The organism is Aquimarina litoralis (assembly GCF_019295435.1).
GTDB lineage: Bacteria > Bacteroidota > Bacteroidia > Flavobacteriales > Flavobacteriaceae > Aquimarina > Aquimarina litoralis_A.
In genome coordinates, this window is record NZ_WEKL01000052.1 from 1 (window position 1) to 25150 (window position 25150).

At 31.7% G+C, this 25150-nt stretch carries 18 protein-coding genes; 6 read left to right on the forward strand and 12 right to left on the reverse strand.

The annotated features are described in order from the left end of the window. A partial coding sequence (locus tag GBO31_RS20080; protein WP_281422475.1) for a M1 family aminopeptidase occupies positions 1-2206 on the forward strand: 2206 nt, incomplete at its 5' end. A 521-nt stretch (positions 2207-2727) separates the two neighbouring features. On the opposite strand, the gene GBO31_RS20085 is transcribed toward GBO31_RS20080, so the two are convergent. The 8 genes from GBO31_RS20085 to GBO31_RS20120 all read right to left on the reverse strand — a co-directional run bounded on the left by GBO31_RS20085 (position 2728) and on the right by GBO31_RS20120 (position 14717). Further along, positions 2728-3303: an outer membrane beta-barrel protein gene (locus tag GBO31_RS20085; RefSeq protein WP_219010262.1), complete on the reverse strand. Its 576-nt coding sequence runs from the start codon at positions 3301-3303 to the stop codon at positions 2728-2730. Between the two features lie 169 nt (positions 3304-3472). After that, positions 3473-4363 carry a hypothetical protein gene (locus GBO31_RS20090; RefSeq protein WP_219010263.1) on the reverse strand — a complete coding sequence of 297 codons (891 nt, stop codon included), beginning with the start codon at positions 4361-4363 and terminating at the stop codon, positions 3473-3475. 283 nt (positions 4364-4646) lie between these two features. Next, positions 4647-6836, reverse strand: a complete 2190-nt coding sequence (locus GBO31_RS20095) for a prolyl oligopeptidase family serine peptidase (protein ID WP_219010264.1) — start codon at positions 6834-6836, stop codon at positions 4647-4649. Between the two features lie 208 nt (positions 6837-7044). Then, entirely contained in the window at positions 7045-9219 is a 2175-nt protein-coding gene (locus tag GBO31_RS20100; protein ID WP_219010265.1) for a prolyl oligopeptidase family serine peptidase, read from the reverse strand. A 39-nt stretch (positions 9220-9258) separates the two neighbouring features. After that, positions 9259-10902 carry a S8 family serine peptidase gene (locus GBO31_RS20105; RefSeq protein ID WP_219010266.1) on the reverse strand — a complete coding sequence of 548 codons (1644 nt, stop codon included), beginning with the start codon at positions 10900-10902 and terminating at the stop codon, positions 9259-9261. 19 nt (positions 10903-10921) lie between these two features. Then, entirely contained in the window at positions 10922-12571 is a 1650-nt protein-coding gene (locus GBO31_RS20110) for a S8 family serine peptidase (protein WP_219010267.1), read from the reverse strand. A gap of 168 nt (positions 12572-12739) precedes the next feature. Next, positions 12740-12922 carry a hypothetical protein gene (locus GBO31_RS20115; RefSeq protein ID WP_219010268.1) on the reverse strand — a complete coding sequence of 61 codons (183 nt, stop codon included), beginning with the start codon at positions 12920-12922 and terminating at the stop codon, positions 12740-12742. Between the two features lie 97 nt (positions 12923-13019). Beyond that, positions 13020-14717, reverse strand: a complete 1698-nt coding sequence (locus GBO31_RS20120; protein WP_219010269.1) for an AraC family transcriptional regulator — start codon at positions 14715-14717, stop codon at positions 13020-13022. Positions 14718-15186: 469 nt separating this feature from the next. Here GBO31_RS20120 and GBO31_RS20125 point away from each other — a divergent pair, with 469 nt between their 5' ends. From GBO31_RS20125 to GBO31_RS20145, 5 genes are all read left to right on the forward strand, one after another. Continuing rightward, the gene (locus tag GBO31_RS20125; RefSeq protein WP_219010270.1) at positions 15187-15759 is read left to right on the forward strand and encodes an RNA polymerase sigma factor; all 573 of its coding nucleotides are present in this window, start codon (positions 15187-15189) and stop codon (positions 15757-15759) included. 269 nt (positions 15760-16028) lie between these two features. Next, positions 16029-17732 carry a hypothetical protein gene (locus GBO31_RS20130; protein ID WP_219010271.1) on the forward strand — a complete coding sequence of 568 codons (1704 nt, stop codon included), beginning with the start codon at positions 16029-16031 and terminating at the stop codon, positions 17730-17732. 36 nt (positions 17733-17768) lie between these two features. After that, positions 17769-18281 (forward strand): hypothetical protein, encoded by a 513-nt coding sequence (locus GBO31_RS20135; protein WP_219010272.1) that lies wholly within the window; start codon positions 17769-17771, stop codon positions 18279-18281. Between the two features lie 481 nt (positions 18282-18762). Continuing rightward, the gene (locus GBO31_RS20140; RefSeq protein WP_219010273.1) at positions 18763-19269 is read left to right on the forward strand and encodes a hypothetical protein; all 507 of its coding nucleotides are present in this window, start codon (positions 18763-18765) and stop codon (positions 19267-19269) included. Between the two features lie 205 nt (positions 19270-19474). Next, the gene (locus GBO31_RS20145) at positions 19475-19906 is read left to right on the forward strand and encodes a hypothetical protein (protein ID WP_219010274.1); all 432 of its coding nucleotides are present in this window, start codon (positions 19475-19477) and stop codon (positions 19904-19906) included. Between the two features lie 34 nt (positions 19907-19940). Here GBO31_RS20145 and GBO31_RS20150 read toward each other — a convergent pair whose 3' ends face one another. From GBO31_RS20150 to GBO31_RS20165, 4 genes are all read right to left on the reverse strand, one after another. Further along, the gene (locus tag GBO31_RS20150; RefSeq protein ID WP_219010275.1) at positions 19941-20360 is read right to left on the reverse strand and encodes a hypothetical protein; all 420 of its coding nucleotides are present in this window, start codon (positions 20358-20360) and stop codon (positions 19941-19943) included. Between the two features lie 410 nt (positions 20361-20770). After that, the gene (locus GBO31_RS20155) at positions 20771-22378 is read right to left on the reverse strand and encodes a hypothetical protein (RefSeq protein WP_219010276.1); all 1608 of its coding nucleotides are present in this window, start codon (positions 22376-22378) and stop codon (positions 20771-20773) included. A gap of 778 nt (positions 22379-23156) precedes the next feature. Continuing rightward, a complete protein-coding gene (locus GBO31_RS20160) occupies positions 23157-23864 on the reverse strand; it encodes a LytR/AlgR family response regulator transcription factor (RefSeq protein WP_219010277.1) in 708 nt (235 codons plus the stop codon). Positions 23865-23867: 3 nt separating this feature from the next. Beyond that, positions 23868-24941, reverse strand: a complete 1074-nt coding sequence (locus GBO31_RS20165; RefSeq protein WP_219010278.1) for a sensor histidine kinase — start codon at positions 24939-24941, stop codon at positions 23868-23870. Between the last annotated feature and the right edge of the window lie 209 nt (positions 24942-25150).

Sequence of the window (25150 nt, forward strand, 5' to 3'; positions counted from 1 at the left end):
CCTGGCATATTTTATTTCTATACTACTCATTTTTATGATTGAGTTTTTGGTGATCGATATTTTCGGAATCAAATCTTATATGCTAAATCTTGGGTTTTCACCTAGCTATACGTATTCTGATATGAATGGGTTTAGTCGTGTTGTAATTGCAAAAAACTGGTTCAATCTATACTGGATGCTTTTTGGTTTCTTGTTAGTCACTATTGCCAGTTTATTTTGGATTAGAGGCACTATCAAAGGAATCAAAAACCGATATACTGCTGCCAAAAAACACATCACCAAAAGATATGCGATTACCTTCTTATCGTGTACACTTTTATTCGGAATCATTGCCAGTTTTGTATACTACAATACACAGGTGATCAATCCATACCATACCGTTACAGATATCAAAAAAATGCAAGCCTCTTATGAGAAAAAGTATAAAAAGTATGAACACATTGCACAACCCAAAACCGTTGCCATCAAATATGGAGTGGATATCTATCCAAATAAAAGAAATGTAAATACTAGTTCCGTTTTAACGATTCAAAACAAAAGCAATGCTCCAATCGATTCGCTACATTACTCCTTGTTCTATTTTATAGGAGAACGGAATGCAGAGGATGTACAGAAATCCAAATGGATCAAAAAACTACATATCCCGAATTCAAAATTAGTGCTGAATGATGAAGAATTAGGATATCAAATTTTCCAGCTCGAAACTCCCTTAGCACCCAATTGTAGTATGGATATCATTTTAGATACAGCATATATTAGTCGTGGTTTCGAAAATGAAATCTCCAATATTAGAGTGGTCGAAAACGGAACTTTTTTTGACTCTATGCACCTATTACCGTCTACAGGATATGAACCGTATAATGAGCTAACGAACGAAACAGATCGGAAAGAAGCAGGATTACCACCCAGAAAACCAACAACCACTTTAGCAGATAAGGACTCTGAATATCTGCAGGAAAATTACATTACCCGAAAAGCATCCGATTGGGTCACTATAGAAACTATTATTTCTACGGCAGATGATCAAATCGCAATTTCGCCAGGTTCGTTGGTTAAACAATGGAATGAAAATGGTAGAGCTTATTTTCATTATAAAAATGATCATTCATCCTTAAGTTTTACCAATTTTATGTCAGCAAGATATGAAGTTGCCAAGAAAAAATGGAACGATATTGATGTAGAGGTATATTATGATAAGTCACATCCTTATAATGTTGCTATGATGCAAGAAGCTGTAGAAAAATCATTGGATTATTATAGTAAAAACTTCGGACCTTATTTTCATAAACAAGCAAGAATCATCGAAATACCGAAGTATTACAATTTTGCACAGGCTTTTCCAGGCACTATGCCTTATACCGAAGGAGGAGGATTTATTACCAATCTCTCTAATAAAAACGATAATAATATTATTTATGCTATTGTTGCCCATGAAATGGCACATCAATATTGGGCACACCAGCTTATTGGTGCTAATGTAGAAGGAGCAACGATGTTATCCGAAAGTTTTGCAGAATATTCTGCGCTCATGGTGATGAAAAATGAACTGAAAGATGATATGAAAATGAAGCAATTTTTGGCTTATGATTTTGAACGTTATTTAAAAGGAAGAAGTAATGAAACACAAAAAGAAGTTCCCTTACTAAAAGTAAAAGATCAAGGATATATTCACTATGGCAAAGGAAGTTTGGTGCTGTATGCATTACAAGATTATATAGGCGAAGAAAACCTAAATGAAGCGCTCAGAACATTTCTCAATGCGTATAAATATAAGGAAGAACCGTATCCAACCACTTTGGATTTTATATCCTACTTACAACCTAAAATTCCAACACATCTGCAGTATCTACTAACAGATTGGTTTCAGGAAATTACCTTATATGAATATAGTTTAGCGAAAGCTTCCTATACAACCTTACCCAAAGGAAATTATGAAACGGCAGTAACAATCAATGCTTCTAAAATTAAGGTGGATAGTCTTGGTAACGAAACTAAAGTGCACCCACATCATTGGGTAGACATCGGTCTTTTTGCTGAAGATAGTGAGGAGTTGTTAGTTTCCAAACGTGTTTTGATTGATCAGGAAGAAATGAGTTTTACGTTCGAAACAGACCAGATTCCCGGCAATGCTGTGATCGATCCAAAGCGATTATTAATCGAACTCAATATTGAGGATAATACGCACCTCATAGCAAAAGGTGAGTAATACACTCTTTTTAAACAAAGAGACTGTCTAAAAAGTGTTACAAACTTGTATTAATCTAAATTTGAAATAAGGAAAAGTTTAAATGGTTTTTAATTAATTTAAAGTGAATTCGATTTAACAACATAAATATATTATTGATTTCCAATTACTTGTTTTTTTTAAATCATCAAATAACATCCTCACCCTTTCCGACGCGCCAACTCGCCCATCATTTTCATGATGTCGTTTCAAAGGAGAGGAGCTAAAAGTCCCTCTTTGAAGAGGGATTTAGGGAGGTGTTTTTGTTTTGAAATACAATAAATTGATTTTCAGAATGATATACATTGAACTCACGTTAATTTATAGAGTTACCCAATTAAATCGCATTAGCTTGTTTTTACACACTTAAAACATACATCTCTTTCCAACGCAACACCTCGCTCATCACTATCGCGATGTCGTCTTCAAAGGAAGGTAACTCGATACAGCGCGAATAGCCCCTCTTCGAAGAGGGGTTGGGGAGATGTTTACAAATAGTATGATTATCTATGAATAGGAAATGAAACACCTACTGCAAAAGCTCCGCTAAATTGTTCTAATAAAGGATAAAAATAATAGGATAATCCCACATCTACATTGTTATTACGCCCTAATGCAAGTCCGAACGAGAAAGGAACATGAAGGGTCAGACCGCTTTCTTTTTCATTCACGAATGGGGTTACAGTTTCAAAAGAACCTACAGAAGCTCCTAATCCCAATTCTACATAAGGCGCTACCCACGGAATGGGAATCGCCAATTTTGTTTTTCCACCTAGAAAAAAAGCCTTGGTAGAAGCTCTGGCATTGATAAAACTTTCTGAAAGACTATCTTCATCTGTAGCAGTATTGATATATCCTACATAAGGTCTTAGACTAAACCATCTTTTGGGTGCCCATACATATTCTGCTTGTATAAAAATACCATCGCCATATACATCTACATTATCATATGGAGTGGTGATCCCCAAACCGATGGATGCATTGATAAACGTTCCTTTTTGTTGTTGAGAAAATGCACTTTGCAGAAATATAAGTGTTAGGGTGATTACGATTACTACATATCTGGTGATTGTTTGCATGATTGATTTGTGTTTGATCATAAACAATTAGTATCAGTAAGTATCATAAACACACAAAATGTTACTATACAACTCAAATTTTTAGAATACCCTTCGATGATGGCATTAGAAATTAGTTTTAGTAAATTCTAATGGTTAGTTCTCCATGTGATATTGAATATTTCACCTGCTACTTCGAATCTTCATAGATATTTACAAACTTCAATTCTTTCTGATTAGATGAAGTAAGTAATAGTGTATCTTGTTTTACTTGGTATGAATACAAATCCTTTTGAAAAGGTGTTGAATTATTCAGCGTGTGATAGTAGTTTCTAATCCCTTTTTTGATCTTTTTATCTTTTCGTTGATCCTCAGATAGTTTTRCAATACTATCTTGCACAAAATATTGAACTTCTTCAGAATAATGATTAGCATTCAATTGAATGGTTTTTGCTATCGAATCCAATTCAATACTTCCAAAGTAGATGTTTTTAGAAAAATCTTTAATTCTTAATTCATTATTATAGTCAAAAGTTACTTTGTACAATCGATGTGAGTGATCTTTATCATCGGTCACATTTCTCCAAATACCAAAAAGTTCATTTTTTAAAATATAATTTTTCTTAATATCGTAGATATAATTAAATGCATACCAAATCATAACTGGAATAATCAGAAACTTTAGCCAATACACCTTTCTAAATTTATGAGGCAGTATTTTCGGTATTAGTTGTATGTTCTCCATAACTCGTAAGAAATACAATCTAAATCCTTTCCAGTCTGAAAACAGTAAGAAGAATCCAAGCAAGGTTAGTTTAACAGCCTGCCACAATGCCCCATCAATTTCATAAAAAATATCTACCAGTAAGATATTAACCATAAAACTTAAAAACAATACAACACCTAGTCGTTCTGTTTTTCTAAAAAGTAATAACAATCCTGCTACAATCTGCGTACTTGCAATGACCAATCCATAGGTACGTGAATACCCGTAATAATACCAAGTTAGCATAAAACCATTAAAACTATCCAGTCCGAGATCATCAGCATAAGTAGGTCCTAAATTAAATTGTGTTTTCAAAATTTTAGCAAATGCATATGAAAACATATTATAAGCAATGTAGTACCTACTAATGACCCTTAGGACATAAACTATATACTTTTTGACAAACCCTAAGATATTTGTAATTGCACTCATAGAAGTTGTGGTGATTTACTGATCAACATTCTTTTTAAACTCGATTTACTTTTGTTCTTTTTTCTTTAACCTCTTTAGTTCGTTACTATCGAATAAATATTCTGTATTAGTAAGTGTGCGAAGATAGAATTATGTTACCTTAAAAAGATGATTTTCTTAATTCTAATCAATCTTTAGGTTGGTATTCCTCATAACCCATTTGCCAAAGCGCAAAAGAAAAAGCGTTGGCATACAATTCATATCTATCCATTTTTCCAGAGTTTGATGCAGAATGACCCTGATCAGTCTTTACCGCAAATATAGTGGGAGTATCAGCACCATTATAAGCTTGAAGCTTGGCTACAAATTTTGCCGGATCCCATACTACAACACGTCCATCTTTCATTCCACCAGTTACTAAAGTTGCTGGATACTCAACGTCTTTCTCAATATGATGATAAGAATCCATTTCTAATAAAGCATGAAACTCTTCTTCTATTTCCACAGTTCCAAATTCTTTTATACTGTTCTTCCCGTTGGGTTGTACTTCTGATCGTAACATATTTGTTGCTGGAGAAGTAAGAATTACTGCTTTATATAAATCTGGTCGTTCTGTCATCGCTCTTCCAGCTAATATTCCTCCAGCACTAGAGCCCCAAAGTGCAGATTTTTCAGGAGTTGTATAACCTTCAGCAATCATATACTCTGTTGTAGCAATCATATCTTTCCAGGTATTGGGTTTCGTAGTTTTAAAACCAGCTTGATGCCAAGCTTCTCCTTTATATCCATCCCCTCTTACATGAGCAAAAACTAAAATACCACCGTTTGAAACCCAAGTCAAAAAACTTGGATTAAAATAGGCTCTTGCAATTTTTCCATAAGAACCATATCCAAAAAACAATGTAGGATTATTTCCATCTCTTTTGACGTTTTTATTTTTAATAATGGTGATAGGAACTTTAACCTCATCATGAGAAGAAATCTCTGTTTCTTCAACAGTTATTTCTTCAAATTCAGGGTACTCATTAACAGGAATAAAACGATCTCTTTTGAATTCATTTTTAATAACATCGTAAAAATAATTAATGGAAGGAGCAATTCTACCACTAGTAATTACCCTTAAAAAATCACTACCAATACCATATGAACTAACACTAATGTTTCCGGAAGATCTAGGCGGAATAATTTCTTTTTCCTCTCCTTTATGATTTACAAAATATAATTTAGCTTCTACTCCATTCTTCAGTGTAGTATAAAACAGTCCATTTTTTGTTAAAGTAAATGATATTATTGTTGCATCTTCTTTTTCAGGAACAAGAATTTCAGCATTAGCGATATCAGGATTTTCTATTGAGGTCTTCAAAATTTGATGATGTACAGCATTTTTAGAGGACAGATAAATTAAATCTCCATCATCAGTTACCCTATGTCTTTTTACCTTATCTTCTTTTTTAAATAATAACTTCCAAGAAAAACTATTTGAAAGTACATCTAACTCTCTAGCATAATAAATATCATAAAAAGAGTCCGATCCACCTACTACACCAAATAAATAACCATCCTTAGGGTCAAAATTATAAACCAAAGGAAAATCCTCAGGGTTTATTTTATTTTCTACTTTACTCTCCTTTGAAAAAATAGGTGTAGTATTATGACCTATTTTACACAATACAGTTTTAGTATGCTGTAGGAAGTCCTTATCCGTAGGATCAGTAATCGGTGAATACAAATAAAAAACTCCAGAATTATCAGATAACCACCTTACCCCAATAAAAGAATGTAATACATTTTTTAATCTTAATGGTAGCACTTCTTTTGTAGCTACATCCATTATAAAGCCTTCAGAAAGCTCCTCACCTTTTTTACCTAAACATATTACTATTTTTTCTCCCTTATGATCGGGCTGTATAAGACTGATTCTATATGGATCCTCATCACCACGAACAGAAGGGTCATACAATAAAACTTCTTCATCATCAAAATCTTTTCTGTAATAAAGTTTTGCTACTTTTTCATCACCTATCGTCTTTGCGTAGAAGTGAATTCCATTTATAGTTCTTTTAAACAATGAATATGAAAAGTTTTGTTTCCTATCGTAAGATTGAAGCTGTTCAATTAATTTTTGTCTACCAGGTATTTTGTCTAAGATATTAAATGCAAAATCTCCTTGCTCTTTTAACCATTTTATGACAGTTGAATCCTCCAAGTTTTCAAGGTTTCGGTAATGATCTTCAATTTGCGTTCCATGATATGTATCAACAACCAGTTTTTCAGGAGCTAATGATGGTTTGTTTAATGTAGTTTCTTTGCCGCAACCGGTAAATAGCAATAGCATAATAGCAACTCCCTTAATTCCTAGTTTTGTTATGTATTTCATAATAATATCTGTTGTCTTTATATAGGTAAGTGTTATTTAAAAGTGAAATGTTACCTTAGTTTGACTATTCTTTTAATAAGTATGCTAAAATAGGGCTGTTATCCTAGTAAACTCATTTTTTACTATTTATTCGGTTTACTTCATGTACAGTTTTCATAACTGCTAAACTCATGTCAAATGAAAACCTTTACTTAAAACTTTTTATGTATTACTCTTTCAACTGATAATCTGGATGTCCGGTTTGCCAAAAAGCGTAACTTAAAATATTAGCAAACCTTTCAAACTCTTTAAGTTTTGTGTCATCTATACCATGGCCAGATTCAAAATCAATCAAAAGAAGATTTGGATTCTCAGAGATATTAAAATCCTCCATTTTAGCGGCAAACTTTAACGTAAACCAAGCAGGAAGCCTTGGATCATTAATTCCTGCTGTTAAAAAAGTAGATGGATATGCTACTCCTTCTTTTAGATTATAAAAAGCATCCATTTTCATAAGTCCTCTAAACTCCAAAGAGTCTTTAATGGAACCAAATTCTTTCGTATTGTTAGCGCCATTAGGTCGGCTTTCTGATCTTAATGTATTTAAACTACCGAATTCAACTATTGCTGCTTTAAATAATTCAGGTCTTTCTATGATGGCTCTACCGATCATAATTCCACCTGCACTTCCACTCCAAACTGCTAACTTGGAAGGTGATGTATACTTATTGGCAACTAAGTAATCACCACATGAAATAAAATCTTTCCAGGTATTTTCCTTTGTATTTTTAAATCCTCCTTTATGCCAGGCATCTCCCTTTTCTCCTCCTCCTCTCACATGAGCAATAGCATAAATTCCTCCTTCCTGAATCCATAAATGTTTTCTTAACGAAAAAACTGGTACTCTTGATGATCCATATGCTCCATAACCATCCATCATTAATGGTGTACTTCCATCAAGCTTGCTATTTTTATTGTAAATTAAGGATAGTGGAATTTGTTCTCCATCATGTGCAGTAACCTCAACCTCATCTATAATTATATCCTTTATCTGTAAATCATCAGCTACCGGATTTAAATCCTTTTCGATCAACCCTTCATTGGTGGTATATTGGTATCTTTTGCTTGGTGTTAACCAACCTCTTGTTAAAATCGATAATTCCGGTTTAGAAATACTTCTAGAAGATAGTGCTATATGACCAAATACATTTGGCATTTTGATTTGTTGATCTCTGACATTATTTACTTTAAATAAATCAGCTTTAACCCCATTCTTACTAGTCACATAGAATAGACCTTCGCTAGTAATTTCAAAATCAGTAATTATTGTGTCTTTTTTTTGTTTTACAACAATAGTAGCATTCTCAAAATTAGGATTGAGAATCGATGTTTTGCGGATTTCAAAGTTCGGAGCATTTTTCGATGAACTAAAGTAAATAGTGTCTTTACTAATAATAAATTCTTTTACTTGATGTTCTTTTTTGAATAACAATCTCCAATTGTTTTGCTCAATTTTATCAGTTGGAATGATATAGGCATCATTATATTTTCCCACTCCCCATTTTTCTCCTACAAAGTAATCATTACCACTACCTTTTAGTGAAATCTTAGGAAAATCAGCTTCTTCGATTCCTAAATCAGGATTATGGTTTTTTGAGAAAACTTCTACTAAAGAATTTTCATCTTTATGCAACTTATAAATAACTGATTTTGTGTTTTTTAAAAAATCAGGTAAATCCTTATTAATAACAGGATGGTAAATATATATAAACCCAGAATTATCAGGAAGCCAGGTCACACCACCAATCTCAGAAACCCAAGAGTTTTTAAGAACAATAGGAAGCACTTCGTTTTTAATAACATCAATAATGATCAATTTGGAAATTTCCTTTCCTTTTTCTGTAATACTAACTACTATAAAATTACCATCCCATGATGGTTTGATATAATTAATCACATATTCTTTTTGATCTTCTTTTCTGAATTCTTTTGGACTAAAAAGAAGTTTTTCTGGAGCATCAAATGACTTTCTAAAAAATAATGAAGCAACATTTTCACTTGCAGTAGATTTTAAATAAAAATATTTTTCACTTTCTGTTACTTCAAGTTTAGTAACAGAAAATGACTTACTTTTTTCATATTCTAATTGTTGATCAACCAAATATGAAGTTTTATCGATACGAGCAAGGTAGTTCTTCGAATTTTCATTTTCTGTTTTTATCCAATCAAGTACCTTGGGATTTTTAAGATCTTCTAAGCTTCTATAATAATCTTCGATTACCTGACCGTGATGCTCTTCTATTACTGGTGTATCAGATCTAAATGAAACTTTTTCTGTACAACCTATACATAATATGGTAACAGTTAGGAGTGGACTTAATGATTTTAAAATATCAAACTTCATTACGTTGATTACTATTTGAATTATATAGACGTATCCTTTTTACTTTTTAGCCATTTTTTCAGCAAGTACTAATGCATTATAAGCATTTACTATTTTACCGGACTTGGAAAGTTCTGAAAATGGAACTGATTTTTTAGAGCCATCGGCATCTTTAATTGATACTTCAACCTCGTAAGAAGTACCAGAATCTAGTATGATTTGCTTTACTTGTTTTGCAGTAAGTGTAGGATAATGAGATCTGATTAAAGCAGCAATACCTGATACTATAGGTGCCGAATATGAAGTCCCATCTCCAAAACCATAGGAATTGTTATGCTCTGTCGAATACATTTCAGAACCTGGAGCAAAGATATCTACGTACTTATTGCTATAATTGCTAAAACTAGAAAACAGCCTTTTATCATTAAAATGAGTAGACGCTCCTACCGAAATAAAATTGTTTAAAAATATATTTCCTTGCTCATCATAATTTGTTGGATAATGAATATAGCTAGCATTTAGTTCCTCACCTTCATTTCCTGCAGAGACCACAACTACAACATCCTTTTGCTCGGCATATTTTAATGCTTGATCTACCCAATTTCGATGTAAAGAATTTTCTTTTCCAAAACTCATATTGATCACTTTCGCTCCATGATCAACTGCATATCGAATAGCCAATGCCATGTCTTTATCATGTTCATCTCCTCCAGAAGAGGCTACACAAAGCGACATTATTTTGATCTGATCACTTACTCCTTTTATACCCAAATTATTACTACGATCTGCCGCTAAGATACCACTAACTAAAATTGCATGTTGAAACGGAATACTATCATTCCATACCTGTGGATTTCCGTAGCCAATATCATTAATATCTTCTGGATTATCTTTAGTTATGTTTCTGTCATCATAGTCGAGGCTTACTGCTGTTACTAATTGTTGGTCTATTCTAGTTACTTGCTCCTCAAAAAAGGATACATCAATGTTTTCTAGTAAACAGTATTTCATATAGTTTAAAGAATAGGACAGCGAATTATCTTTTTCATAAACCTTTGATAGACTATCCAATTTTGAAATCGAATATTTTTTATCCGGAAAAAATTTCGCAAGATCATTTTGTACTTTTGGATATAAGTCTGCAACCTCCTTCCAGCTATTTTTTTCTTTTGTTTTTCTTAAAACCAAAGCTGTATGTTGTATTAGTGCTTTTTGATATAATTTAAATTTTTCCTGATCTGCAATAGCTACTTCTTCTAAGGTCTTCCCCTCAAATAAGGGTTTGTACTTTCGAATAATTCGTATCACTTCATAATTAGAATATACAATTTCTTCACCCTCTGTATTGCCCAAGTAATTCCATCCGTGGATATCATCAACATACCCATTTTTATCATCGTCAATTCCATTATTTGGTATCTCATTACTATTAATCCATATCTGATTCTTTAAATCTTCATGATGAATATCTAATTTGGTATCTACAACTGCAACGATAATTTCTTGTCCAATTTTATTAGCTAGTATTTCTTTATAAGCTTTTTCTAAACTAACTCCAGGAATACTATCCTTATCCAAATCCTTATGCCACCAAGTTTTTAGTTGTTCTCTAGATAATGGTTTGGAAATCTGATTGATCTGTGCTACTAATTGACATTGATATAAGAGTACAGCTAGCAATAGTAGCTTTATGATTTTAGTCATTTTTTTCTTCTTACTTATTTTACTTAGTCATCTTTTCAGCCATCAACAAGGCGTTATAGGAATTTAAAACCTTACCAGATTTGGAGAGTTCGGAAAAGGGAGTTAATTTTAATGAGCCGTCCCTTTGTTTTACTTCAATATTTATATCATATGAAGTACCTGAATCCATTAGGATCTTTTTAACTTGTTTTACCGATAAACTTGGAAAATAAGAATATATCAAACCGGCCACTCCAGAGGTCAAAGCTGCCGCCATTGAAGTCCCACTTGAAAGTTCATACTTTTTATCTTTTTTTGCTGATGCTGTAAATATTTTTTCTCCTGGAGCAAAAAGATCAACATTTGTTTTACCATATGCGGTTTCTTCTTCCTTGAATTTTTTTGTCAACTGATACGAAGAAGAACTAACTTTTAAGAAATTATCCACAACCTCTTCCCGATTTTCATCTGTATCATCAGGATAATTAAACACATCTTTTTCATCCAAATTTGTATTAGAATTCCCAGCTGAAGTAACTACCAAAACGTCTTGCTCTTCAGCATTTTTAAGCTCCTTAATAACCCAATCACTATGCAATGAAAAATTCTTACCAGAACTAATATTAATTACTTTAGCTCCATTATTAACCGCATACCTAATTGCTAGAGCCATATCCTTATCATTTTCATCACCTAGAGATGAGACACACAAGACCATTAACTTGATATTACTATTTCCTTTTTTAAGTAATGAACTAATAACTCCGGCAACTGTTGTACCATGCTCCAAAAATTCAGAATTCTTGTTTACAATATAACTTCCGTAATTCATATCTTCTAAATCCTCAATATCATCTCCAATATTTACTCTATCATCAAAATCCTTGTTAAGCAATTTATTTATTCTCTCGTAAGTTTTTAATTTATAATCAGCTAACCATTTATCAGTTATATTATATTGTATTTCAGTCAAAATATAATTCAAATGTGGAAGCAGCGAAGGATCACTGTTCACTTTTATCAAACTATCAACTTTTTCCTTAGTATATTTTTTTTCTGGAAAGTATGAGGCTAAAGCAATATCTGCTTGTTTTGATTTATTAAGATAATAATCAATGTAATTCTTTTCTTTAAAAGCATACAATGTTCTTCCAAGATATATGTCCTTCGCCCTTTTGTAATGAAAATATTCTTTTTCCAACGATTTAGAGACATTCTCATCTGAAATTCCTTCAAAAACAGAATCATATTTCTTTAATATTCTTGTGTATTCGTAATTCACAAAAAGCTCAGAATTGCCAATAGAATCAGAAATAAAATTCCAACCATTAATATCGTCTATATAACCATTTTTATCATTGTCATTTCCATCAATTTTTTCATTTTGATTTAACCATATATGCTTTTTCAAAAATTCATGATGAATATCAACATCTGTATCCAGAATAGCAATTATAGCTTCAGAACTTTCATTTTTTTTTAGAATATTTTGATAAGCCTTTTCAAAACTAATTCCTGGGATTGAATCATTGTGATAATCTTTCAAATGCCAGTTTACAAGAGTATCTTTAATGGTATTAAAAAATACGTCATCCTTTTTTGTCAATTCTTGAGAGATAGTTTTATTCAGATTGCAAGATACAATAGAAATTAAGGGTAAAACAAAAGTGTATATTCTAAGTTTTTTCATTGATCCTTTTCTAAAAATATTTAGAGTTTACTTCTTGTCAATTTTAAAGATTTATGATTAGTAACTCTATCTTTTGTAAGATATTGTTAAAAAATGCCAGTAAGAATTGATTATATAAATAAAGTACAAATAAAGGGCAACTTTATAAGTCGCCCGTTAAGTTTATCTCTATCTAAAAAGGGTTGTTATCGAGGAAACAATACCTCCACAAGGAGGCGGTGGTGGAGGTGTATCATCAACAGGTCTACCTTCCGTACCATCACCATCTGTATCTCCTCCTCCTCTAATTAGATGTGGACTATTTAATCTACTAATTGTGGCTTTCTTTAAACTTATTTTGTTTTTTTTCATAATATTAATTTTTACCCATGCAAATATAGATTAAGAGTCAATAATAACTAAGTGAAATTTAGTTTACTACTCTATATTTATAAATATCGACCCAAAATTATTTTAATTTCTTAATGAAGTAGGATGGATATAACCCTGTTTTCTTATAGAATGCTTTTGAAAAAGATTCACTATTCTTAAAACCAATTTCTTCGGATATACTCTTAATAGAATAGAGTCTAAACTTTTTATCCTCCTTGAGTTTATTAATAACATAATTAATTCTCAAATCATTTATGTATGACGAAAAATTCTTCCCTTTAGATACGTTAATGATTTTTGATAAATATGTGGAGTTTGTATTGAGTTCTTTCGCTAAGAAATTAAGATTATAATGATTACTGATATACTTATTTTGTATTTCAAAGTTTTCTATCCCTTCTAATACTCGATTAATAATTTCAGGAGAAATATTAAGTTGATCTAACTGAGTTTTCTTTTCATTGGTTTTCTCGTTATTTTCAAAAAAATTCTCATTAGTATCTTTTGCAAGAAGTAAATCAAATTTTTCCTTATAATATCTTCTTTTCTTATAATTTTTGTAGATGTAAACCAATGAGACACTGAGTAGGATCAAAATAATAGTTAAAGTAGTATTAGATAGCCAATTTCTACTCTTTAAAGAATTAATGGTTTTTTCCTTTTGTGATACTTCCAATGAATTGTCATAATCACGTAAGATACCTTTTAGTAAATACTTATAGTTACTATTAAGTACCTTATCAACTTCTATTAGTTTAGTAGTATATTCAAGTTGCCTCTTTAAATCTCCCTTTCTCTTATAATAATCAATAAGTATTTCATACCCTTCTCGAGTCTCAGGAAGCAAATCTTTTTGGATCTGAAATATTGAGTCTAACTTTACAAAATTAGAAATTGATTTATCTTCCATCTTTAGATCTCCATACGCTTTTCCTAAATAGAAGTAGGACACTACCATATTAGGTTTTTCATCATTTTTCTCTAGATAAACTAGGGCCTTATTTATACTATCTATAGTTTGTTCGTAATTTTTCTTGTAATAAGATATAACACCCGAAGTCATTACAAAATAGTTATGTATCTGAATATCCCTTTGAATAAGAGAATTACGTAAACCCATATTATTATAATATTCTGCGGAATCCAATTCATTTAATTTATAAAAAACTGTCACCAAAGAAAAAATATCATCAATGTGTCTTTTTCTTCTGGTTTTTTGGGAGTATTCATAACATTCTCGAAAAATTTTCAAAGCTTCTTTGTGTTCTCCAACTCTATTTTTCAGTAATCCTATGTAGTAATTACTTTGATAAACTAATCGCTGATTAGATTGCTGTCTTCCATATTTATTTGCTAAAATATAATCATCCAGAGCATCTTTGAATGCTCTTTTTTTAAAATGATGATTTGCCCTTAGAAAATAGCCTAAAGAAGGATAATCATAGTCATTTGCCTTTTTTGTCAATCTAATAATCTTATTTATGTATTCTAGATAAGCATCCGTACCTTTATATAAATATGATAGATAGTGGTAACCTTGAGCCTCTATAATTATATTGTTATCCTCCTCTCCTTTTTTTATATATGCCAATGCATAAAGTTTGGCTGTAGTTGAATCTTTAGAATAAGTATTCAAGAATATATCACCCAATTCTTGGTAAGTTTTTGAATATATGGAATCTGGTATTTTAGAGATAGAACTTTGACCAAAAGAAATACTGGCAATAATATAAATTACACATGTTAAAACCCTATAGTTAATAGTTTCTTTCAAAATCACTAGTTCTATTATTACGGAAATAGTTTGACAAAAGGGCTAATTTTTATTAATAATTAATTGTCAATAATTTAGCTCTTATTATTGATCTCGATATTTATAAATCATCATCTGTCAATTTATAAATATAGATTCCTAGACCTTGCACTAACGCAATTCTCCAACATATATTTGCCTTGATCAAAAAATGATCAGACTATTTCAAACTTCTGCAAAAGTAAGATAAATCAAAATGAGAATTTTACAGATTTCCGTAATTGAAATATAAAAACCAATGAAACACTAACCTATTTCATTCCATGATCTGAAGATTTCACCAGATCATACAAGCTAAGTGAACATAGCTGCAACCCAAAACTTGCAGCTTTACACAACTGATGTTATACAATATCAACAGGGATTCTTTTGCCAAAAATGGAGCATACAACAAGGTCAAACATATCATAAAAACAAAAGGGAAATACACATGAACTCAACAACAAACAAACATATCATCAAAGGCATCATAGCCGGAGATCATCAGACATTAAAATCATTTTATAAAAAGGATCTTACAGCTGTTAGAAGATTTATTTTAAAATATAACGGCACTACAGAAGATGTAGAAGACGTATTTCAGGAAGCTATGGTATTATTATATCATAAAGCTCGTTCTGGAGAGTTAGAAACGTTAGAAGCTTCTATACATGCTTACTTTATTGGAATCTGCAAAAATAAATGGAGAAACCAATGGAGAAAACAACGCATACTGGAATATCAGGAACTACGGGAAAATAACACGCTAGATCCTTCAGAATCTATAGTAGAAACCTTGACAAAAGCACATCAACAAGATGTATTTCAGAAGCATTTTACACGATTAAGTACCAGTAGCAAACAGATTTTACAACTATTTTTTGAAGGAAAAAGTATGAAAGACATTGCTTCGCGAATTGGTTTTACAGAAGGATACACTCGTAAAAAGAAACATATTAACAAAGAACGTTTGATACAAATGGTCCAAAACGATCCAGCATTTATGGAGTTGATGGTGCGTTAGTTTTTGAGTTGTTAGAGATTGAGGGCTTCGAGAGCCTCAGCCCTCAATTCAATAGGATTTAGATTTCGAGAGATAAGATCGTTGTGCTTCCCGAAGTACAGTCCTCGGACATCAAACACCAAACATCCGTCTCCTGACATCAAAAACCAGACGCCTGACACCCCAAAACCTGATACCCAAAATAAAACAAACCCGTTGCGCAGCGGACAAGGCGAAAACCGAAAAGCCTTTTTAAAATAGAGTAGGTAAAAAGTAAGAATATAAAAACAATGAAAAATCACATAAAACAGATTACGAAGTTCTGCACAGTAGTGATAGGAACACTATTACTATTTAGTTGTGAGAAAGAACAAATAGAAGAATTTAATCTTGAACCTAGAGGGTTACCCAACAATACATCTATTTCCGTAGATCAAAGTGAAATCCCAAGTATTGTTGGTTTTCTAAAACAGAAAACAAAAAACGGATTAGAAATCAAGCTTTCAGCAAAGAATAATACAAGCTATATGGGAGAATTGGATTTAGAAGGTATTAAAGCTATTATTCATGAACAGGGTTCTGAAACCTATACATTTAATATTCAAGATCAAAACAGGTATCAATCATTTAGTAACCTTCATGTATCGATTAGACAAAGGGAAGCTTATGCCTATATCACTACCTATGAATTTGATCAAAGCTTTTATGCACATTCTGATTTAACCCAATTTTCTGGTACAATTACACTATCTAATTTAGAAGGACAAATACTTAGTGTTACTACTCTAAAGAATGGGCAGAGATATTCAAGTTCTGGAATTTCCAAATCACAAGAATGTAATAGCCACATAGAAATCACACACACTATTCCAAGCGGAGATACATACGTATACGAAGAAGGAGCTACTTGCCATCACCCAGGACAATGTGATGTAGCTATTACTGTTGTTTATGAGTGTGATTTACTTCTTGATGGTATGGGCACAGGTATTGAGTTCAACGATTGTTTAAGTTGTGGAGAAGGCACGAATGGTTCTTATAATCTACCAAACAATGGATTAGGTGGTAATGGTAGTAATACAAGTGGTGGTTTAGGGAATAATGAAATCTCTAACATAATTACGTATGATAGTAGATTAATAGATAATCTAGTTAATCTATTAGGCAGACCAATTGATTTAGAAGAATCTAGTTGGATTTTTTCTAATCAACAAAACTATGCTATTGCTAATGATGTGGTCAGTTTAATGAATAGAAACAGAGATCTCGAAACCAATCAGATTCCTGCTGATATTATAGTACTCGGAAATAAAATCTTGGAAACGACAAGAACTAACGAACTCACAATACAGCAAGCAGCATCAATATTTTATCTATTATTTAAATACGGAGATTCTGAAGAGGCTAAACAATTTGCCAATGATGCTATAGAAGCATTAACTAAAGGATACGAGGTAGATTTTGAAGATTTATATATTGCTTGGGAAACAGAAGATACCAATAGCACATATACTGGTTTAAAAAAGAGTATTCCCGATGAATTAATTCTTAGTAATGGTGATACTGTTCATGTTACATTTGGCAATTCAAGCGATGGAGTAAGCGCCAATCAAAAAGTTGCAGAAGAAATAATTGATGGTCTAAAAAGAGCACTTAGAGAAGCTAATAGCAAATTTGAAGGAACATCAACTCCTAAAATTGATGAAATCTATATAAAGACTACAACAAATGGAAAACATTCTCCAACGAGTAACCATAAAAATGGAACCGCAATTGATATTAGTAGGATTAATGGTGTGAAAATGATCCTTGCTACAGGGTCTTCAATTGAACAAATTAAAGAATTGCAAAAAGCTCTAGATAATGTACCTGACGTAAGAGAAAATTTTGGACCTCATTTCAAACATAAATATTTCAAAGAATATGATACTTGGGATTATAATTATAATGTTTCAGGACATAAAGACCATATTCACTTTTCAATTAGAAATTAATATTTATTTTAGTCATATTTTAAAAAACTCTTAATAATGCTCAATATCATAAAAAGTAGTTTGTCCATTCTATTCGTTGCTTATTCTATTTCTTGTCAAAGTCAAACAAACACAATAAAACTGCAAGAAATAGACAATCAGGATTTAAAACTTTTAATTACTCAATTAAAGGGAGAAAAAACAAAAAATTACAACGATAATAAAAAACATTTTTTTGTAAACATTCATAAAGTCTTATCAGAAGATTATGTACTTATTGATTCCGAAGAAAACATATACAAAGAATTTTATTATTTAGTTGCTTCAAGTTACGATTTACACCCAAGTAGACAGGCTATTTTATTTAAATCCGAAGATTTGATAATGCCTAAGATTGAGAAAGTTGAAGAAAATGAAGATGGTAAGAATTTTAATATTACTATTTCTGTCGTTAATCCTGAAATTGTATCATTAAAATCTAAAAACGAAGAGAGTATTATTGGCAAAGATTTAAACAATAGAATAAGTACAGTTGTGGTTATTCCCAAAGCTATTGGCTTTAAAAAGTAATGGTTGACTTTAAAATTTTACATAAGATATTAAGTTGGACAAAATAGCTCCTCATTCATTGAGTCTAAAAAAACTACACTTATTACCAATGGTTTTGATGAATTCGAACCCGTTGAAATTGATGCGGATCAGATTGTAAAACTAATGGAAGATTGGTTGCAGTTTTTATTGGATTATGAAAACAATAAAATTCCCGGACTAATTTATCCTGAAAATAAATAATACTAAATCTCAATCAATAGTCTAAATAGAGCCAAGCTAAAAAACTTGGCTCTACTATTATGTTTGCATTCTTTGTAAGAATAAATAAGGCATATTATTCATTTCTATTATTTAAAAATCTCAAATCAAAAAGGTAACATTTTCTTTTTGTAGGACACTATATGATACAACCATTGTTATATGATACAATGAGTATACATTCTGTCTTACTATCTCATAAAAAAATACAACCACCAATCCTTTAAAACCTAAAAAAAACATGCCATCTAAATATCTTCTTATACTACTCATATTCTTTATGATTTCTTGCGGAAAACCACAACCTACGAATGAAGAAATCGAAAAAGCTTTTCAAGAAGTTAATAACGAAACCCTTTGGAAGGAATTAAAAGAAATGGTGTATATGGATCAGTACTACCGAGGAATGAGTAGTGGACTTGATAAAAGTGCTCCAAACTATCAAAAACAAAGAGATTCTATTTGGGAATTACAACTAGCGGTTGATCATAAAAATACTAAGCGCATCATAGAAATTACTGAAAAATATGGTCTTACCAATCCCCAAAGAACAGGTCAACCTATCGGAGCTTGGCTACTATTACACCATGCGCCTGAGGAATACCATGATGAAATCAAACCTTTGGTTGAACGTGAATTTAAAGCTAAGCGAATGGATCCCAGAACGTATGCCTTAATTAAATGGACCTTGAACGGTAGAGAAGGATTACCTGAACTACCCGAATCAGAAATTATAGATAATAGATAAAGCAAAAAATCCTGAATCCTAAGGTAACACTTTCTTTTTGGAATACACTATATAGTAGTAACCCATAGAATCCATCATACAATGAAGAAAGTATTCGGAGTTTTTGCCTTCTCTTTCTATTCATTTATGGAATGAGATTGCTAAAAACGAACACATGAACCAAGAACAACAACTCTTATATAAAGTACTTCGAAACTTTRAAGGCATGCAAAAAATTGAAGTCTTTGATGTATTACATAGAATCGAAGTCTTATTATTTTATGCGAAAAGCCCTTTAAAWTCTGAACATTTAAAAAAAATTATCAATGCGGATATGGATCAACAAACAGATGTAGATCCTTTTAGCTTTACCATTTTACCCAATGGTAATTTTTGTGAGTTTGAAGGAGCAAACGATTGGATCCATATTTATAAAGAAACCAAAAGGGGTATTAGTAAATGGATTCCCTTTACTGCCTATTATTTTAAAACAAAATACGCTCCTTTAGAATTACTACAACTTACTAAGAAAAATTTAAAAGAAAGTGTACAAAACACACCGCATCAAAAAGTGGTCGCAGAATTTTTAATCGCTAATCGTGTTTCGAAAAAAGATATGCATACCAACAAACTATTATTATTGGAGGTCAATAGTTAGCAGATCAAAATATATTTACCTGTTTGTAAACATATTATCTTTTAAACTCATACATCCAATTCACTTCTGCATCTACCCAATAAGATCCATCTAAATCTGTTTGATCATAACTGCCAAACAGCATTTTCTCAATCTTTAATTCTTGATGATCAAATGTAAACTCCCCATAAAATGGATCTTGAAAAGATCGATGACATTGATGTTCACTTGGCTTCGATAACCAGTTTATTTTTCCCCAATACTTTAATACCGTATTGTCTTCAATTTCTAATCGAACAGGAATGATATCATCTGCACCAAAGTTTGAAATCTCCGTATTCGTATCTAATACAAATTCACAATTTATCATTAATGCTAGCAAATAGGATACATCCTTCTTTTGTTCAAAATGATGCATGTCTATTTTTCCATTCTCCTGAAAATAAGGTTCCATGATTTCTTTTACTGCTTCCATATAATTAATTGATCTCTCACGAGAATTTTCTTTCAATATGTTTTTTACTCCCACTTGATAATTTTAAAAATGTACCTAATTATAAAACCCTTGGTTTTATCTTAAGATTACTCTGATTCAAATTACAGTCCAAAGTTTCTGATGATACTCCTATTTATTCTATAAAATCTATACGATTTTTTGGTTCAGTAGTATTAGACTGCTTACAATTCTATTAGTAAGTGTCATTAAGTGCAGAAATGTTACCCTATAGGATCCAAGATAATTTAGGAAACCGTTAGAAAAACACCCTTAAATTCAATCTACTTTTTATTCTTTTCTACCTTATATAGCTACTTATCTTTTAACAGATGTTTTTCTTAAAACATGTGAGAAAACTTCTACAATTTCCAACTTTTTGAGAAAGGATTTTATCGATTGTTACTAATACTAAAGGAGTCAATAAAATTGTCGGCTATTTTCAAATATTCAGGATACACATCATACTCCTTTGGATATTCAACTTCTAAATAATAAAAATATGGCTCATCAAAAACCCATAAGTTTTTACTCCATATTTTATCTTCTTTGTCTTCTGCTAAAACTAGATAACTCTTTTTATTTAATACCTCTTTTTCTTCATTCGAAACTATTCTTAAGTCATTGATGTCGTAGAAATTTTCAATAAATTCCTCTGGATCTTCAATATCATGTTCTGAACTTTTAAAAGATATTAGAGACATGTTCATTTCATACCTATAACTACCGAAATAGCGATATTCATACTCGGATATAGTATCATAGCTTGCTTCAAAACTTGGCGCTTCTACAAAATAAGCTGAAGCTCCAGAAACTGAGTCTGTGATAATTCCTTTATGATTTTCAAAATCCTTTAATATAGAATCTATCTTATATTCCCATCCTAACTGCTTGTTTACATCAACACCATGATCAGCTTCATCATCATATAGAACTTGCATTTCATTTTCTTCCCAATAAAGATCACGTAACTTTTGTTCGTAAAATGAATATTCCTTATTAGGATTCTTTTTTATGAAAGCATTCATTTTCCTGGCAAAAATTTCTGTAATATTAAAGTGATATTGTTCATGAAGGAGCAATTCATAAGAATCTTCATCCTCATATTTTTTCCATGACCGTTGATCGTTCTGAGCAGCATATGCTCTATATGATTTACTAACACTATCAGTCTCTAAATACACTTCTGAAGATATCCCTGCTGCATAGGTTGTAAACGGTACTCCCATTCCTTTAAAATCAGACCAATTTAATGCTGCCCATCTTTTATAAGTTGGTTTTTGATAAAAATTGTTGCGGACTATTGAAATCCCTAAAAGAACAGTACAAGAAGTGATGATCAAAAATAGTTTAATGCCAAAAGAATTACTTCTTTTAAAAAACAAAAAGATTCTTTGAATAATACTTAAGAACAGTTCAATAATTAGAATGAAAAGCAAAAAAGCAAAAAAATCTGCGAACGATAGAGGCTCTGAAAAAAATCGGATATACCCATTTTTGAGATAAAATAAAGCCCAAGAGATGGTTACCAAAAAAAGGACTAAGAGTATATCTTGTAAAAACCTCCCTGATAGATTATTCAGTCTTTTATGATCTACTCTATATAAAAAATGACTTATTGAAAACATTACAGGAAATAGGCTTACCGCAAATGCAATTCTTAAGTCTTCAAAAAATGGTTCATCACTGTAGAACTTAAAAAGACTTACCAACGCAAAACAAAAGTAGCTTACAGTAAAAGTGGTTAGCAAGTCTTTTTTGCCAAAACTCTTTAAATACAATTTAGGATCTAGACTTGAAACCGCAGTATTTGATCTGTTATCATGTATCGCCTCTTGCCTTGGTTGTGCTACGATTTCTATCCCTACATTTTTACGCCATTCTAATATTAATTTTGCCGCTTCTACTGCATCATCTTGATATGAACTAGTATTTTCAAGAATATATAATAATTCCTGATCCGTTTTTTCTTCAAATTTCTTTTTAAAATGTGCTACCATAAATACCTTCCTCTTACGTTAGTGTCGAATTAAAAGGTTTTGTTACTATACATGATCCAAGATAATTTAGGAAATCCTAACAAAACATTGCTTTCAAGGATCATTTCCTAAATAAAATGTTCAAACCTTATTTAAATTGGTATTAAATCAGGATTACAAGTACTTTTTTGCCAGTTTTGTTTATCTTTATTAGGTGTTTATATAGGAGAATGACCTAATTCGTTAAACAAAACATAATTTAACCAACATGGCAAGTCGATATTATGTTCCCGGGGATATAGTCCGTGCCTTCTATAAATAAACACATACTAGAGGGTTGTCAATTTTGACAACCCTTTTTATTGTACATATGTAATTCTAATTGATATGAATATGAGGGAAGAAAATTTAAATCCAAAGTCTTATCGTCCTGAGTTTGCCTAAAGATCCATGTAATTTTTCTCCGTTTCACTTTGAAAAACTACTATATTTGACGGATTCAATAATTAGCCGTTTTTTAAGTATTTACAATACTTCCTTAATTCATCCTCTTTCATTTTCTTTGCTTGCCCAAAGAAAACGAAACAAAAGAAAAGGCACTTTTTTCAAGGTGTTTTTTTTCGCATAAAGCGAATGAAAACCAGATTTATTTTGCTAAAATCTTTCCAAGGCTTCAATATTTTTTAACGCAAAACAAATCTTACACTGGTGAAAAAAGATTTCAAAGCTCTGCTTTGGAACGTCATATCCTAACGCTAAATAAAATCTATTTTTTGTCTCAATTTGATTGCTTTTCTAACTAAACTCCAGATAATGATTGGATAACCTGATCTTTATAACTAGCGCCAATCGGAATTTCTTTATCCCCAATCTCTACATCTACCTTGGTAAAGGCTGTTATTTTGGTCGTATTTACAATAAAAGAGCGGTGTATTCTTAAAAACCCATTCGGTAATTTGAGTTCAAAATTCGTTATAGAATCTTTGGTCATAATCGTACTATCCTGCAAATGCACACGAACATAATCTTTCATACTTTCGACATACAAGATTTCCTCGAACTTAATTTTGATAAACTTCTTATTCGAATTGACATAGAGATGGTCATGTGCCTTTAGCACTTCTTTTTCTTCTGGAGCCACCACCGCAGGATTTGATAATGATTTATATCTATTAATAGCCTTAAAAAAACGTGTAAAAGAAATCGGTTTTAGTAGGTAATCTACCACTTCCAACTCATAACTCTCTATCGCATAGTGACGATAGGCAGTGGTAAAAATTATTTTGGGAGGATTTTTTAGTGTTTTTACAAAATCTAATCCCGATAATAATGGCATCTCTATATCCAAAAAAATAAGATCTACTGCTGATTCGTTGAGCTGTTCAAAAGCTACCAAAGGTTCTGTATAACTCGCCACAAGCTCCACATCAGGAATCTGCTGTACATGCGCTTTGATTACTTCGAGCGCAAGAGGTTCATCATCAATGGCTATACATTTAATTTTCATGAGCTAGTTCAAATCTATCAATAATTCTACAAAATAACTATGCTGTTTTTCATCAATTGCCAAGGTATACTTGCCTGCATAATTAATCTCTAATTGTCTATTCAGATTACTGGTACCAATTCCCGACTTCTGGTTTTGTAACTGCTTTTCTACATCGTTTCGTTTTGTATTAAAAACTGTAAACGTCACCTTATTATCTGCAACAGTAACATCAATATTGATTTTAGCATTCTTAGGATCACTACTCACTCCATGTTTAAACGCATTTTCTACCAATGGCAATAACACTAAGGGAGCGATGGGTGTATTCATATTATCTATTGTTTTTGTAAATGCAACATCCAGCGCATCACCATAGCGCAAAGATTCGAGATCGATAAAACCTTGAATCAACTCTATCTCTTTCTCTATCGAGATATATTCCTGATCACTCTGATACAATATAAAATCCAATAATTCTGATAATTTCAACACTACCTGAGGTGCCAGATCGGATTTGGACAAGGTTAAAGCATATAAATTATTTAAGGTATTAAATAAAAAATGCGGTTGAATTTGTGCTTTTAGAAATCGTAACTCATTCGTGGCTTTTTCTTTTTGCAAAAGTTCAATTTGATGTTTCTCTTCGAATCGAGTTTTAATGGCTTTTACTGCCAACATAATCAAGGCATAGGTATATACTGCCGGACAGTACACTGTAAATATATAGACGAAATCTGATAAGATTTCCTGAATGGTTTCTTGTTCGAAATCCTCTCTAAAAAATGGTTCTACAACATGAACCACATTAAATCTGGCCAATGCCGAAAGAAAATATACACTCAACAATAACGACAAGAAAAACAGCACATACTTCTTTTTAAAGAGAAGCTTGGGCCACTGATAATAATTAAGCAAATAGGCAGCTGCAATTTGTGATGGTAGCATTGCCAAATTGGTCAACGCATTTGGTTTAAAAGTTCCTGAATCTAAAACTCCCAATATGGTAAATACAAATAGGAAAGAACACCAAAACAGAATGTGTGAAAGAACTCTGTTCTGAAGAATCCCATCTAAAAACGTATTGTTCTTTTTCATAGGTACTAAAAATACAGATTTATAGGATGCCACAAAGTATCGACCCATCAATACCGGATACCGACTACCAGAATACCGTTTGCAACCATCTAAAATAATTTGCTCTATGAATCTGGTTTCTGTTTGTAGAAAACCTGAGTTGGTCTATTTATCATTTTATGAACGTATCTAACCAATACTTTTGGGGTATCATCAAATTAAAAAACGAA